This window comes from Halomonas sp. M1, from assembly GCF_029581375.1.
GTDB lineage: Bacteria > Pseudomonadota > Gammaproteobacteria > Pseudomonadales > Halomonadaceae > Vreelandella.
In genome coordinates, this window is the sequence record NZ_CP121119.1 from 3720396 (window position 1) to 3736222 (window position 15827).

At 52.7% G+C, this 15827-nt stretch carries 11 protein-coding genes; 9 read left to right on the forward strand and 2 right to left on the reverse strand.

The features are described from left to right. Positions 1–99 precede the first annotated feature (99 nt). The 6 genes from P8S54_RS17065 (at position 100) to P8S54_RS17090 (ending at position 9730) form a co-directional block, all read left to right on the forward strand. Positions 100–1770, forward strand: coding sequence for an AMP-binding protein (locus P8S54_RS17065; protein ID WP_281442682.1), 1671 nt, complete (start codon positions 100–102; stop codon positions 1768–1770). 110 nt (positions 1771–1880) lie between these two features. Next, the gene (gene hrpA / locus P8S54_RS17070; RefSeq protein ID WP_281444126.1) at positions 1881–5909 is read left to right on the forward strand and encodes an ATP-dependent RNA helicase HrpA; all 4029 of its coding nucleotides are present in this window, start codon (positions 1881–1883) and stop codon (positions 5907–5909) included. Between the two features lie 107 nt (positions 5910–6016). Further along, positions 6017–7138 (forward strand): beta-ketoacyl-ACP synthase III, encoded by a 1122-nt coding sequence (locus tag P8S54_RS17075; RefSeq protein ID WP_281442683.1) that lies wholly within the window; start codon positions 6017–6019, stop codon positions 7136–7138. 99 nt (positions 7139–7237) lie between these two features. Then, positions 7238–8023 carry a VacJ family lipoprotein gene (locus P8S54_RS17080; protein WP_281442684.1) on the forward strand — a complete coding sequence of 262 codons (786 nt, stop codon included), beginning with the start codon at positions 7238–7240 and terminating at the stop codon, positions 8021–8023. An 8-nt stretch (positions 8024–8031) separates the two neighbouring features. Continuing rightward, a complete protein-coding gene (locus P8S54_RS17085) occupies positions 8032–9225 on the forward strand; it encodes a SpoIIE family protein phosphatase (protein WP_281442685.1) in 1194 nt (397 codons plus the stop codon). Next, positions 9215–9730, forward strand: coding sequence for an STAS domain-containing protein (locus P8S54_RS17090; protein ID WP_281442686.1), 516 nt, complete (start codon positions 9215–9217; stop codon positions 9728–9730). The genes P8S54_RS17085 and P8S54_RS17090 overlap by 11 nt, the downstream gene beginning before the upstream one ends. Before the next feature lie 180 nt (positions 9731–9910). On the opposite strand, the gene tal is transcribed toward P8S54_RS17090, so the two are convergent. Both tal and P8S54_RS17100 read right to left on the reverse strand, forming a co-directional pair. Continuing rightward, positions 9911–10849 carry a transaldolase gene (gene tal / locus P8S54_RS17095; protein ID WP_281442687.1) on the reverse strand — a complete coding sequence of 313 codons (939 nt, stop codon included), beginning with the start codon at positions 10847–10849 and terminating at the stop codon, positions 9911–9913. 26 nt (positions 10850–10875) lie between these two features. Beyond that, positions 10876–12531 carry a methyl-accepting chemotaxis protein gene (locus tag P8S54_RS17100; RefSeq protein WP_281442688.1) on the reverse strand — a complete coding sequence of 552 codons (1656 nt, stop codon included), beginning with the start codon at positions 12529–12531 and terminating at the stop codon, positions 10876–10878. Between the two features lie 163 nt (positions 12532–12694). Between P8S54_RS17100 and P8S54_RS17105 the strand changes: the two genes are divergently transcribed. The 3 genes from P8S54_RS17105 to P8S54_RS17115 all read left to right on the forward strand — a co-directional run bounded on the left by P8S54_RS17105 (position 12695) and on the right by P8S54_RS17115 (position 15770). Beyond that, the gene (locus P8S54_RS17105; protein WP_281442689.1) at positions 12695–13882 is read left to right on the forward strand and encodes a Bcr/CflA family multidrug efflux MFS transporter; all 1188 of its coding nucleotides are present in this window, start codon (positions 12695–12697) and stop codon (positions 13880–13882) included. Continuing rightward, entirely contained in the window at positions 13875–14606 is a 732-nt protein-coding gene (locus P8S54_RS17110; protein ID WP_281442690.1) for a sulfite exporter TauE/SafE family protein, read from the forward strand. The genes P8S54_RS17105 and P8S54_RS17110 overlap by 8 nt, the downstream gene beginning before the upstream one ends. 144 nt (positions 14607–14750) lie before the next feature. Further along, on the forward strand, positions 14751–15770 hold the full coding sequence (locus P8S54_RS17115) for a substrate-binding domain-containing protein (protein ID WP_281442691.1): 1020 nt from the start codon (positions 14751–14753) through the stop codon (positions 15768–15770). The last annotated feature ends 57 nt before the right edge of the window (positions 15771–15827 follow it).

Sequence of the window (15827 nt, forward strand, 5' to 3'; positions counted from 1 at the left end):
GTTTTACAGCGGGGTGCTCGTCGTATATCGTTGGCCCTTTAACCTCGCGACAATAACAAGGTCGGTTATACCATCGACACGGATAGCGGAGATTGCCCCATGAGCGAATACGCCAATGCCCCCATTTTACGTGGCCCAGCGCTTGAAGGGTTGGATCAATATGATTCAGTCACTGACGTTTTTCATACGGCGGTAAAGCGCTTTAAAGATAAGCCAGCGTTTACCTGCATGGGAAAAACGCTCACTTTTGCCGACCTTGATCGCCTTTCGGCGGACTTTGCTGCATGGTTGCAGCATGAAACGGACCTTGAGCCTGGCGACCGGATTGCCATTCAACTGCCTAACGTTCTCCAGTTCCCTGTGGCTGTATTTGGTGCACTGAGAGCAGGTTTAGTCGTTGTTAATACCAACCCGCTTTACACCGAGCGGGAAATGGCGCACCAATTTAAAGACTCCAACGCCAAGGCCATTGTTATTTTGGCCAATATGGCTGATAAGCTGGAGAAGGTGCTCGATAAGACCGATATCAAGCACGTGTTGGTAACTCAGCTTGCAGATCTTCATGATGCGCCCAAGCGCTGGCTAATCAACGCCGTGGTTAAGCACGTTAAGAAAATGGTGCCTGCCTACTCGATACCCAGCGCTATTGGCTTCCGCGATGCTCTGAAAAAAGGCGCCTCTCTCAGCCACATTGACGTAAGCCGCACTCAGAATGATTTGGCCGCACTTCAGTACACCGGTGGTACGACGGGCATGCCCAAAGGCGCGATGCTGACTCACTGCAATCTTATCGCGAATATGCTCCAGGCACGCACGGCCATTGGTGAGCATCTTACGGACGGTGAAGAGCTTGTCGTGGCACCGCTGCCGGTCTATCACATCTACACCTTTACTGTTAACTGCTTGTTCCTAATGGAAACCGGTAACCATTCGCTGCTGATTACTAACCCCCGCGACCTGCCTAGTTTTGTTAAAGAGTTGAAAGGATTACCCTTTACCGGGTTTATCGGTTTGAACACGTTGTTCAATGCGCTGTGTAATCGGGATGACTTTAAGCAGTTAGATTTTTCCAAGCTCAAGCTGACTATTTCAGGCGGTATGGCGCTTACAAAGGCGGCTGCCCAGCGGTGGGAAGAAACCACCGGTTGCCCAATTGCAGAAGGCTATGGATTAACAGAAACATCACCCATCGTGAGCTTTAACCCAACGAATGCTATTCAATTGGGGAGTATCGGTAAGCCTGTGGCTGGCACATCGGTGAAAGCGGTGGATGCCGATGGCAATGATGTTGCATTAGGTGAGCCAGGCGAGCTTTGCGTTCAAGGCCCTCAGGTAATGAAAGGCTATTGGCAGCGCGAGGAAGAGACGCGCAATTCAATTGATGAAGATGGCTGGTTCCACACGGGTGACATCGCCGTCCTTCAAGAGGATGGTTATATCCGCATTGTCGACCGCAAAAAAGATATGATTCTCGTCTCAGGTTTCAATGTCTACCCTAACGAAATCGAAGACGTCGTTGCTGCTCATCCCGATGTGCTAGAAACCGCAGCGGTAGGGGTGCCCGATGAGAACGCCGGCGAAGCAATCAAGTTATTCGTCGTTTCGAAAAACAGTCAACTCGATGCGGAAACCCTGCGTAGCTGGTGTAAGAAAGAGCTGACCGGCTACAAAGTACCAAAGTACGTTGAATTCCGCGATGAGTTACCCAAAACCAACGTGGGTAAAGTACTGCGTCGTCAGTTGCGGGATGAGGAAACCAACGCAAGCTAACCGCTGTTAAGCTTGTAATGAGCGCGTGCGCAGCCGCTGTTAGGCGTCACGTTGCTGAAGGCGTTACAATAGTCGGCCTACTCAAAGAGTGGGCCGATTTTTTTAATGTGATGGAAGCCAAGCCAAACGTGACCACCGACACGCACTCCCCCCGCACAGATGCCCAGCAACTCACCGCGCTAAACGAGGCGTTGAGCCATTTGATGTTGCGTGATGCTCAGCGTCTAGAGCGTCGTGTCGCTGGTTTAAAGCGCCGACTACGGGAAAATAAGCCCATTGACCGTGGTTTATATGATGTACAGCGGGATTTAGATAAGGCGAGACACCTATTTCAACAGCGCGAAGCCCAGCCAGTGGTGTTGAATTACCCCGCCGAGCTGCCCGTTGTAGAGCGGCGGGAAGATATTCTTAACGCCATTCGCGACCACCAAGTGGTGGTAGTGGCGGGGGAGACGGGGTCGGGTAAAACCACCCAGTTACCTAAAATATGTTTAGAACTAGGGCGTGGTCGCCGTGGGTTAATTGGCCATACGCAGCCACGTCGGTTGGCTGCTCGCAGTGTTGCTACTCGTTTGGCAGAGGAACTTAACGTACCGCTGGGTGAGCAGGTGGGCTATCAGGTGCGCTTTACTGACCAAAGCACGCCCAATACGCTGGTTAAGCTGATGACCGACGGTATTTTGTTAGCCGAAACCCAGCACGATCCGCTGTTGCTGCGCTACGACACGCTGATTATTGATGAGGCTCATGAGCGCAGCTTAAACATCGATTTTCTGCTTGGTTATCTTAAACGGTTACTGCCTCAGCGCCCCGATCTTAAAGTCATCATCACCTCTGCAACCATTGATGTAACGCGTTTTGCGGCTCACTTTGGCAGCGTGGTTGCAAGCTCTGAAGGTCGTGCTGCTACGCCTGCGCCTGTGGTGGAGGTTTCCGGGCGAACGTTCCCCGTCGACCTGTTTTACCGTCCGCTGGTGCGGGATGAGGAGGATGAAGAGGACCGTACGCTGCAAGAAGGCATACTTCACGCGGTACAAGAAATTGATGTTATTGAGCGTGAAAAAGGCTGGCTGCATGGCCCCCGCGATGTGCTGGTATTTCTACCCGGCGAGCGGGAGATCCGTGAGACCGCCGATACTTTGCGGCGTGCTGACTTAAAAGGCACCGAGATACTGCCGCTCTATGCGCGGCTCTCAAATGAAGAGCAGAACCGAGTGTTCGCGCCTCATCGCGGGCGGCGTATTGTGTTGGCGACCAACGTGGCCGAAACCTCGCTAACGGTGCCTGGTATCCGCTATGTGATCGACCCTGGCTTAGTACGTATCAGCCGCTATAGCTATCGGTCAAAAATTCAGCGGTTGCCTGTAGAGCCCATCAGCCAAGCCAGCGCCAACCAACGTAAAGGGCGCTGTGGACGGGTGGCTGAAGGGGCCTGTATACGGCTTTACGATGAAGAGGATTTTCTCTCACGGCCTGCGTTTACCGACCCTGAAATTCAGCGCACTAACTTAGCCTCCGTGATTCTATCAATGCTGGCGCTGAAGCTTGGCCATATTGAAGATTTTCCGTTTGTTGACCCACCAGATAGTCGTTTTATCAAGGATGGCTTTCGCCTTTTGTTTGAGCTGGGCGCGGTAGACGAGCAGCAGCGCCTTAGCCCGTTGGGGCGCAAACTCGCCAAACTGCCCATTGACCCCCGGCTAGCGAGAATGGTGTTGGCGGGTGCTGAGCGAGGCAGCCTGCGCGATGTACTGATTGTTGTCTCTGCGCTGGCTATCCAAGACCCCCGCGACCGCCCGGCGGATAAGCGCCAAGCCGCTGATCAAGCCCATCAGCGCTGGCACGACCCTGATTCTGATTTTGTCGCGCTGTTAAACTTATGGCACGGCATTGAGAGTGCCCGAGAGGCGCTTTCCGGCAACCAGTTACGCCGTTGGTGCCGTGATCACTACATCAATTACCTGCGTGTGCGCGAATGGCATGACACCTTCCGGCAACTGCGCCAACTGCTGCGTGATATGGATATCGAGGTGCCTGCCCCGCTGCCCAATGACGAGAACGAAAGCGAAGAGCAGGCGCGGCAAATGCGCCGTAAAACGTCTGGCAAGCTGCACCAGGCACTGCTTTCGGGTCTGTTATCTAACGTTGCTACCTTGTTAGAAAACCGCGAATACCTTGGGGCGCGTAATCGCAAGTTGATGATTCACCCAGGTTCCGGACTTGCCAAGAAAACGCCCAAGTGGTTGATGGCGTTTGAGCTAGTGGAAACCACCAAGCTATTTGCACGCACGGTCGCTAAAATTGATCCGCTTTGGATTGAACCCCAGGCCGAGCACCTTGTGAAGCGAAGCTACAGCGAACCCCATTGGGAAATGAAGCGGGCACAGGTGGTCGCCTTTGAGCAGGTGACCCTATTTGGGCTGCCCATTGTGGCCCGCCGCCGAGTGCATTACGGCCCCATTGCCCCCCAGGAGTCGCGTGAGTTGTTTATACGCCGGGCGCTGGTAGAGGGAGAGTTTCAAACCAAGGGCGAATTTTTCATCCACAACCGCGCACTGATTGAGGAGGTCGAGGCGCTGGAGGATCGTGCCCGTCGTCGCGATATCCTAGTGGACGAAGAGACGCTATTTGCGTTTTATGATGAGCGCTTGCCAGAGGATGTTGTTAACGGCAAAGGGTTTGAACACTGGCGCAAGCAAGCCGAGCGCCAAGACCCTGGGCTGCTTAAATTCGATATTGAGGCGCTTAAGGCGCGGCAAGCGGAAGATATTACGCAGTCTCACTACCCGGATCATCTCATCCTGGCAGGGGTGGCTTACCCAGTGAGTTACCACTTCGACCCTGAAGCTGATGACGATGGAGTCACCATTACTGTACCCGCCGCCATGCTGCCCCAGTTACCCGTGCACGCCTTAGAGTGGCTGGTGCCTGGGTTACTGCGTGAAAAGTGTATTGCACTGCTTAAGTCGCTACCTAAAAGCATTCGACGGCAAGTCGTACCGATACCCGATTGGGTAGATGCCGCGCTGGAGATGCTGGTGCCTGACCAGCGCCCGCTAACCGAAGCGCTGGCTGAGTTTATTCGACGGCGCTCCGGCACCCGGGTGCATGCCGATGATTGGCGATTAGACTTACTTGAGCCACACCTAATAATGAATGTACGTGTGGTAGATCACTCAGGCGAGTTGTTGGGCCAAGGGCGCGACCTGCGAGCGCTTGAAAAACGCTTTGAAGCTGCGGCTAGCGCGGGTGCTCAAGCGCTCTCAGAACAAGCCAGCCAAGCGCCAGCGCTGGACGGCTTGCCTGACGAGCCACTGCCCGAATCACGAGTGACCACCCAGGCAGGTATCCGTGTTGAAGCCTATCCAGCATTAGTAGCAGCCGATGAGGACTTTAGGGTAGCGCTTTTCGACCACCCTGCGAAAGCGGCAGCGGCCCACCAAGAAGGTGTTGCCCGGCTGGCAATCGCGAACCGGCCGGAGCAGGTAAAGGCTATTAAGCGCTTGCCGGATGTGGAGAAATGCGCACTGCTATTTGCCAAAGTGGGTAGCAAGCAAGCGTTAATCGATGATCTACTGCTGGCGGTTTTTACTCAGGTGGTGGCGCAGCACCCCTTGCCCCGTTCAGCCAGTGCCCTTGAAGAGCGTTTAAACGCGACTGACGCAGTGCTTCTCGACCATGCAGGCGCGCTTCTTAAAACAGTGGAGGCTGCTCTAAAGGGCCATCTGGCGGTGAGTAAAGTGCTCAAAGGCAAGCTAAACTTCGCGTTAGCGCTGGTCTACAGTGATGTTAGCACTCAGGTGCAACGGTTGGTTTATCCTGGCTTCATTCGTGATTCGGGCGAGTGGCTTGTAGAGTACCCGCGTTATACGGAAGCTGCGCTAATTCGACTCGAAAAAGCAGCCCGTGAACGCGGACGCGACCAAATGATGATGCACGATGTCCAAGCACTAGAAGCGCGTTTTGACGCGCGTCGCAAAAGCGAGCGCCGGGGCGACGTAGAAGACCCAGCGCTAGTGGCGTTTGGCTGGTGGATTCAAGAGCTTAGGGTTTCGTTATTTGCTCAGCAGTTGGGCACTAAACTACCGGTATCAGTAAAGCGTCTTGAAAAACGCTGGGAAGAGATAATTAGCGTTTAGAACCCGGCTGGTACAGCGCGCTTTTTACGCACACAGTAATATACTAGTAAGCTTGCGCTTACGGTCGCCGACAGCCAGTGATCGCAGGCTGCTTTAAGGAGAGTTGCATGACAAATGTGGTGATAACCGGTACAGGGCTTTATACGCCGGAACACGCCATTGATAATGAGGCGCTGGTCGCCGCATTTAATGCCTGGGTAGATAACCAGAATACTCATAATGCTGATGCCATTGCGCGTGGGGAGCAGCCGCCGCTAGCCCACTCCAGTAGCGAGTTTATTGAAAAAGCATCCGGTATTAAAAGCCGCTATGTGTTAGACGCCTCCGGTATTCTTGACCCTGAGCGTATGCGGCCTAAACTGCCTCAACGTAATAATGACGAGTCATCAATTCAGTGCGAGATGGCGACTAATGCAGCGCGCCAAGCATTGGCGGCAGCCCAAGTGGTGCCAAGTGATATCGAACTGGTCATTGTTGCGTGTTCTAATCTAGAGCGTGCCTACCCGGCGGTGGCGGTAGAGGTTCAGCAAGCACTAGGCACGAGTGGCTATGGCTTTGATATGAATGTCGCCTGCAGCTCAGCTACGTTTGCGCTTGAAATGGCAGCCAATGCAATTGCCTCTGGCAGCGTCAAACGAGCCCTGGTGGTTAATCCTGAAATTTGCTCAGCGCATCTAAATTTCACAGACCGTGATAGCCACTTTATTTTTGGCGATGCGTGTACTGCAATGGTGCTGGAAAATAGTGCCAGTGCAGTAGCTGAGCTGCGCTATGAAATTCTCGGTACTCGGCTGGTAACCAAGTTCTCGAACGCCATCCGTAACAACGCTGGCTTTTTAAACCGCACTACCGATAGTGACCCATTGGCTCTAGATAAGCTGTTTGTACAAGAGGGCCGACGGGTATTCAGAGAGGTCTGCCCGATGGTGGCGCAGTTAATCACTGATCATCTGGCTTCGTTAGAACTTGCTGGCAGCGACTTAACGCGCATGTGGTTACATCAGGCTAATCGCCATATGAACGACCTCATTGCGCGAAAAGTGCTGGGTCGGGATCCCAGCGAAGAGCAAGCGCCAATCATTCTGGATCGTTACGCAAATACCAGTTCGGCAGGTTCGATCATTGCCTTTCACCTTCATCGCGACAACTTTGCATCCGGTGATATTGGCGTTATTTGTTCGTTTGGTGCAGGCTACAGCGCCGGTAGCGTGGTTATTCGCCGTCAGTAATCGCCTATAGGCTCACGCTTCGTCGTAGAGGCGTTAGTAAAAAGGCACGAGAAAGAGCGGTGATAAAAGGGGCGTTAAAACGTTGAGAGAGGAATTGTCATGCTGAGGTTGTTAGCCAAGCAAGCGCCTGGAAGCCGCGTGCGCCAGGGATTGCTGCCTATATTGCTGCTAGCCACGCTAGGCATGGGGGGCTGCGCCAGTACCAGCGCAACTATGGCAGAGGAAGCCCATCCAGAAGACCCATGGGAAGGCTTTAATCGTCGTGTATTTGCCTTTAACGACGTGCTGGATCGCTATGCGCTCAAGCCGGTGGCGACAGGTTATCGCAATGTCACGCCTGAACCTGTGCAAACAGGGGTAGGTAATTTTTTCTCCAACCTGGGGGAAGTGCGTACCGCGATTAACAGTCTACTGCAGGGTAAGCCTGCTAACGCTGGCTTAGCGACCTCACGGTTTTTGATTAATTCAACGTTTGGTGTAGGCGGTTTGTTGGATTATGCAACTCACATGCAAATTACCGCTGATGAAGAAGACTTCGGCCAAACGCTGGCGGTGTGGGGGTGGGAAGATTCGCGTTACTTAATGCTGCCGCTGTTAGGCCCCAGTACGTTAAGAGACACTGCAGGTCTACCCGCTGATATAGCGACTAATCCTTTGTTTTATATAGAGGATGATGTTGTAGAGGTTAGCTTATTGGCGCTTAATATTGTGGATATGCGCGCAGGTCTATTAGACCAAGAAGAGCTTATTCGTGGCGATCGCTACCGATTTATTCGCGATGCTTATTTGCAGCGCCGTCAATTCTTGATTAACGATGGCGAATTAGGTGATGACCCTTTCGCCATGGACGATTTTGAGTTTGGTGACGACGATTTCGCCGATTGAGGCTTAACATGGATCATTCCAAACAGTTGATCGCGGTAATTGATGAGCCAGGGCCAGAACGCGACGCGCTGGCACGAGCGATTACCTGTGACGGTATGTCGGTGTTTGCAGCAGACAATATCGAGTACTTGCCTGCAGGAACCTCACTGATTGTGGCGCATGCACGTGCGGTGCCGCGTCAGCAGTGGTCGAAACTAATCCTCCGGTTGCCTACGCTAGTGGTCAGCGATACCCGACAAGATGCCGATCTAATTAAAGCGATTGATGTAGGGTTAGTGGATTATATTGTCCATCCACTGCGTCATGCAGAGCTTCTGCGGCGCATGATTCGGAAAGCAATAGAGCTGCACGAGCTTGCGTTAGAGCGCGACCGTGATCGGGAGCGTTTAGCAGAGCTCAATGAGAGCCTTGAGACGCATTTGGCCTTACTCCGCATGGATCAGCAGAGCGGCGGGCATATTCAGCGGCGCCTTTTGCCTACTCATCCTAAAGTAATTAACGGGGTCTATTACGATTACTGGTTTGCTCCTTCGCTCTATTTGTCAGGCGATTTTCTTGATTACCAGCGCTACAACGAACGCTATAGCACCTTCTATTTTGCTGATGTGTCGGGGCACGGCGCGTCCTCTGCGTTTGTTACGGTGTTGTTAAAATACCTGTGTAATCGGTGGCTTAGCGAGTGGGATGGGCAGCAGCCTGAGCAGCTGGCCCCTAACTGGCTGGCGGCCTTGAACCGGGAATTGCAGGATACTGACATCGGCAAGCACGCGACCTTATTCGTGGGGGTTATTGACCATGAGGACAAGACTCTGCACTATTCGCTCGGGGCGCAGCTGCCTATGCCATTATTGGTAACGAACGGTTCTCTTGTGCGCTTAGCCGGGGAGGGGATGCCGGTAGGTCTTTTCCCTGATGTGGAGTATCCTTCACTCAGCTGTGCGCTACCCTCTGAGTTTCAGCTATGGCTATGTTCAGATGGGATATTGGAATGCTTGCCGGGTAAAACGCTCGACACGCGGCTCAAGGAGCTTGAGCAATTAGTAAGCGAAAGTGTCACGCTTGAGCAGTTGCGCGACCGGCTAGCCCAAATGAATGTGCTCCTGTTAGAAGGAGATGCAGACGATGAGGCGAACCAAGACCGCGATGCTTTGCCCGATGATCTAACAATCATGATGGTGAGCGGATTTGGTCATGCTGATTGAAGAAGGCCGTATTAAGGCGGCGTTCGACTCCGGTGTTTTTGTTTTAAAACTGTGTGGCGATGTGCGTCTAACGCTATGCGCGACTCTTGATACTCAAGCACAGCGTCTTGCCGAAACCCCAGGATTGCAGGCGGTAATGATTGACCTGCGTGAAGCCACCAATGTGGACTCAACGGCGTTGGGCTTTCTTGCCAAAGTGGCGATGGCGGTGAAAGGGCGTTTAGAACAGCCGCCAACCATTATTGCCGACAATCCTGATGTTCGCCAAATGCTGGATGTGATGGGGTTTGCACGTTTTTTTTCATTAATGGAAGCGCCCTTGCAGCGGGAGGCGCCATTAAACAATGTGCTAGAGGAATTACCCGAAGTGCCCGCTGATGAAAAGGGCCTTCGCGATAGAATCTTGGAGGCGCATCGAATTCTTATGCATATGAATGAGCATAACCGTGAGCAATTTCAACCGTTGGTGGAAATGCTTGAAGCACAAGACACGGCTGCGCTTTAACGTCTCTTAATCACGGTGGGTTGGCTATTCGCTATTTTCTGGCAAGCCACTCACCGCATTTTTGATAAGCGCTTTTCCCTGAAGTAAACACATCCCCCCTATGGATCACTATTCATAGGGGGGATGTTCGTATAAAGGCGAGGGTCAAACAGGTGTGTTAACTGTTTGGGCGCGCGTTTATTAGCCGTTGCGCAGCGTGCTTAAAAGCTCTTCAAGCTTGTGCTGGTCGGCCATAAACTTGCGGATACCTTCGGCAAGTTTGTCACTGGCCATCTCATCTTCATTCATTGCCCAGCGAAAATCTGCCTGCGTCAACGCTTCATTAGATGAGCTGCTGGCGCCCAAAGGTGTCAATTGACGGGGCAGTTCGCCTTGGGCTTTGTCGAGTTCATTAAGCAGAGCAGGGGAGATTGTCAGCCGGTCACAGCCAGCCAGTGCCTCTATTTCACCTATATTACGAAAGCTTGCTCCCATCACAATGGTGGGGTAGCCGTGGCCTTTGTAATATTCGTAAATACGCTTAACCGACTGTACGCCGGGGTCATTGGCCCCGCTGAAATCAGCGTTGGGGTCTTTCGCTTTGTGCCAATCCAGAATGCGACCTACGAATGGCGAAATCAGCGTGGCGCCGGCATCAGCACACGCCTGGGCTTGGGCAAAGCCGAACAGCAACGTTAGATTGGTACGAATACCGTCACGCTCAAGCTGACGCGCTGCCTGAATGCCCTCCCAGGTTGAGGCCATCTTAATTAAAATGCGCTCTGCGCCAACGCCGTGCTTGGCATAGCGTTCAATCAGCGAGTGGGCTTTAGCAATGGTGGCTTCCCGGTCAAACGATAGGCGTGCACTCACCTCCGTGGAGACATAGCCGGGCACCAGCTTGCTAATTTCGCTGCCGATATCGACCGCCACGCGTTCAGCGGCGTCATCAAGGTCAGTACTCTCTTTGGCTATTTCGGCTAAGCGTGCACGGCGCTCCTCTTGTTGCGCTGCTTGGAGAATGAGCGATGGGTTAGTGGTGGCATCCTGCGGCTGAAAACGGCGAATAGCCTCAAGGTCGCCGGTATCAGCGACCACGGTGGTCATCTCTTTTAACTGGGTCAGTAGGCTAGTGGCCATGCGTAGCTCCTTGCGTTGAGTATTAGCTACTCTAACAAGGCTGGCACACGTTGAGTATGCTTTAGCGCCGAGGCGCCAGCAAAATCTGATGCTTGCCACTGATGAGCAGTGGGTCGCGCTTGATGTTTCACTTTAAAGCGAGCTGCATGCTCGCGCATGGCCTCTGCAGCGGTTTCTAGTGCCATGGCATCTTGCGCAGAGGCATCGACTTGCCGTGCATTGGCTTGGGTAACGTGCGCTTGCTCTTGTAGGGTGCTGTTAATTTCTTCAATGTGCTGGTGTTGAAGGTTGGCAGCATCAGCGATATCTGAGATAAGACGATTGGTCGATGTGATAGCGCTCACCACCTCTGCAATCTGCTGATTGGCCGTTTGTGAGAGCTGATTGCCACGCTCAATGCTGGTATTTGATGAGGCCAGCAGTGCATGAATTTGAGTGGCGGCCTCGGCACTACGGTTAGCCAGTGCGCGAACTTCTGCTGCTACAACAGCAAATCCACGGCCTTGCTCACCTGCGCGGGCAGCCTCTACAGAGGCATTTAAGGCGAGCAGGTTAGTTTGAAACGAAATACCATTAATGACATTGACGATCTCGTTGACCTGCTTTGACCGCGCATCAATGTCTTCCATGGTGGATACAAATGCCTCCATGGTGTGATGACTCTTCTGGGCTTGGTTTGTAGCGCTTTCGGTCAGGTCTTTTGCTTTTAAGGCATGTTGAGCAGTATGCGCAACGCTCTCAGTGAGTGTGTGTACATTCGTAGCCGTACTGTCGAGCGACGTGGTTTGCTGGTGAGTGCGAGTGGCAAGGTCTTCATTGCCTAACGCAAGGCGCTGCGCGCTTTGAAAAACGTCCTGGCTATTAAGGTGCAACTGTTGCACGGTATTGATCAGTGCACTCTGCATGCTAGAAAGCGCCTTATAGAGCTGGCCGATTTCATTGTTGCCTTTGGTTGGCACCGCTACGCTTAAATCTCCTGCGCTCATATGGCGAAAGTGGCTGATCAAATGCCGAATCGGTTTTAGAAGCTGCGTATGGCCCAGCCAAATCAGTGACCCCATCAGCCCAAGAGAGACAGCTACGCCGGCAGCGAGTCCAGTAGCCACCCACCCTGCGCGCGCTTGAGCAGCCTCCATCAAGCTGACTCCTTCTTGATCAGCTACCTGATAAAACGCACGGGCTTGATTGGCCAATGCTTCGCTATGACTCATAGCGTCTAGGGTGATCTGGCGGTAGCCACTGCGGTCGCCTGTGGTGATCGCCTGACGCTGCGCGCTCATACTTATAAGCAGCTGATTAGCCTGCTCGCCAATGGCATCGCGCAGCGCTAAATAGGGACTATTTTGTGTGGCGTGCATAAAGCTTTCGAGCGCCCGTTCCATGGCGTGTAACTCATACTCAACGGCCTCTAAGGCGGCAATCGGGTCACCTAACGAGGGGCGCAGCTGTCGTTCCAGCGCGCGATCCATGCGGTTTAAACCTTCTAGACTGGCGATGTGTAGCTGGTTTAACGAAGAGGCTTGCTGAACGTTAATTTGTTCAAGCGACGCTAAGTCGCGTTGGCTCTGCTGCATAATATGCCACGCAAGTCCTGCAAAACTTAGCAAGCAGCACACCATTAATAGCAGAGCAGCCAAACTAAGGTGGCGTAGAGAAATGTTTTCTAGCGTTTTGAAGGTCATGAAAGCTTCCTAAAGCAGCTGCCAGTGGGTTTATGAGACGCACCTTAATAGGCAAATGTTGCAGTAATGCGAATCGATGCGAGATCGTCAGGGAGAGTGTATAATTAGCGGCCTATCTAAATGGCAGCGCATTGCCATTCTGTAAATATAAAAAAGAGGCACTATGGAACTCCATCCGCAGCGCGTGGCCCTTCTGGTTGCGGCCAATACAGCACTTGCGCCTTTTGCTATCGACGCTTACTTGCCTGCCATGGGTATAATTGCCGAAAACATCGGCGCCAGCATTCACCGTACAGAACTCTCCATTAGCGTGTTTTTATTTGGCTTTGCACTGGGCCAGCTGTGCTTTGGGCCACTTTCTGACCGTATCGGTAGAAAGCCAGTGCTACTGGGTGGGCTGGTGGTGTTTATGTTGGCTAGCCTTGCCATTACGTCGGTGGACAGTTTGTCTACGTTACTGGCTTGGCGTTTTTTACAAGCTTTGGGCGGCGGCGCCTGCGTGGTTAACTCGGCGGCGATTGTGCGTGACTGCTTTAGCGGGCGAGAAGCTGCCAAAGTGATGTCTACCATGGCGATGATTATGATGTTGGCGCCGCTAGTTGCGCCTGCTGTGGGGAGCTTGTTGCTGTATATAGCGGGTTGGTGGTTAATTTTTGTATTCTTGGCCGTGTATGCAGGGTTTTTATTGTGGCTGCTGGGAACGCGCTTACCGGAAACCCGCGATATGTCGTTGCCAGCAGCGTCTCCTCGCCAAGTGATACGCAACTATGCCAGCGTGCTTAAGCATCGCGAAGGCATGGGCTATATCTGTGCGGTAGCCGCGTCATTTGCCGGCTTGTTTGCGTTTGTGACCGCTTCCCCGTTTCTGTATCTCGATTATTTTGGGCTCTCTCCAGCCACGTATCCGCTCGTTTTCGGCGTTAACGTGCTGGTCATAGCGCTTTCCAATCGGGTCAATATTCACCTGTTAAGAAAACGCTCCCCGCAACAAAATTTACGTTTAGGCTTACTGATACAGCTAGTGGCAGCGATAGCGCTAGTCGTCATGACGGCATTGAATATGGCCTCGCTTATGGTTGTTGTGCCACTCATCATGCTGTTCACGGGCATGATTGGACTGATTACACCCAATGCGATTTCAGCGTTGCTAGATCATTTTGGGCATATCAGTGCGACGGCGACGGCGCTACTGGGAGGAATTCAATTCACCTGTGGGGCCATCGCTGGGGTCATGGTGGGCTGGTTTGAAGTTGAGCATCTATGGCCGATGGTACTTACCATGCTGGGCGCTGCTGTATTGGGCAATATCGGGGTGCGCAAGCTAACAACAAAGCCTCTGCCAAATGGATAGCATGCTCACCTGGATCAACTTACCGCTAAATACTTGGTTAGGCTGCGCAGCGGTGCTCATGCTAGGTGCCTTTGTACAGCGTGCCACAGGCTTTGGTTTGGCTGTCATTGGCGCGCCGCTACTGCTGATGCTTGAACCGCGTTTAGTGCCGGTCATTCTGGTGCTGTTTGGTTTTACAGTGTCTTTGATGATGGTGCGTCACTACTGGCATGAAGTACGCCTGGATTCAATCGGCATGGCGCTAGTAGGGCGCTTGCCTGGCAACGCTTTGGGTATTTGGTTGCTGCTCGCGGCGCCCATGTTTGTGTTGGAAAAGCTGATTGCGGTGATCGTGCTATTTGCTGTGTTAGTCACCCTGTGCCGTTTTCAACTGCCGGTAAATCGGCTAACGCTGTTTGGTGCGGGCATTCTATCCGGCATCTTTGGTACCGTTGCAGCCATTGGCGGCCCACCCATCGTGCTGCTCATGCACGGCTTACCGGCCGACCGTGTGCGGGGTAATTTAGCAGCATTTTTTATTTTAACGTCCATATTGACGCTGATCACTCTCGCCTTAGCCAAGCAGATTCAGCTCTGGCACTTTCAGGTTGCGCTTACCTTACTACCTGCCGTGCTAGTCGGTAATGCTTTGGCGGATGCCATTGCCCATCGAATGGATCGGCGCTTTCTGCAAGGGGCGTCACTGGCGCTGTGTACATTAGCGGCGCTTGGCCTTCTGTTTTAATTCCTCCAAAAAATTCAAAGAAAGTTGCGCTGTCATATTTCTGCAATCGAAAGTGTGCAGACTTCTCGTTGTGAAAGGCCAAGCAGGCCAACTCTACCGGGATGCGCTTGCTAACCGGATATCAAACCATAGGGGAACACGACGATGAACGTAACAAAGCATACTTTAGGTGTTGCAGTAGTAGCCGCCCTGGCAGCCGGTGTTTCAACAGCCTCAATGGCTCGTGAAACGGTACAAATCGCGGGTTCTTCTACTGTTTTACCGTTCGCCAGTATCGTCGCAGAAGAGTTCGGTAATACCTACGCTCAGTTCAATACTCCCGTTGTTGGCTCCGGTGGTTCAGGTGGCGGTTTGCGTCAGTTCTGTCAGGGCGTTGGTGAGAACACTATCGATATCGCCAACTCTTCACGTGCTATTCGCAGCGGCGAAGTTGCCAACTGTAACGAAAATGGCGTGAATGATATTCTGGAAGTAATGTTCGGCTATGACGGCATTGTTTTCGCCTCACGTATTGACCGTGCTGAATTCGAACTAACGCCTGAGCACGTGTTTAAAGCCGCCGCTGCACAAGTAACGGTCGATGGTGAGTTGGTGGATAATCCTTATACACGCTGGTCTGACGTTGATAGTAGCCTGCCTGACCAAGAGATCGTGCTGGTAATTCCTGCCTCAAATCACGGTACTCGCGAAGTCTTCGAAGAAAAAGTAATCCACATTGGCTGTGAAAGCGTTGATGAAGTTGAAGGCGATGCCTGTAACAACCTTCGTGGCGACGGGCGTATCGTTGAAATAGCCGGTGACTACACCGAAACACTAGCGCGTTTGGACGCGCAGGCTGATGCAGTAGGCGTGTTTGGTCTGAGCTTCTACGATCAAAACCGTGACCGTCTACAAGTTGCCACTGTCGACGGCGTAGAGCCAAGCCTAGAAACAATTGGTTCCGGTGAATACCCCGTTTCTCGTCCGCTGTTTTTCTACGTGAAAGGCGAGCACCTCGATGTGATTCCTGGCCTTGCTGAATACACCGAGTTTTTCCTGAACGATATGGTTTCTGGCTTTGGTAGCCCGCTGGAAGATGCCGGTCTGATTCCGATGGATGAAGAAGAGCGCGCTGCTGCACTTGAGCAATTCCAGGCACGTACCGTTGTAAGCCCTGCCGAATAAGCGTGGCGCTGCTTGCGCAGTCCCAGAATATTGATTAGGGCTGCTACTGCGCCGGCA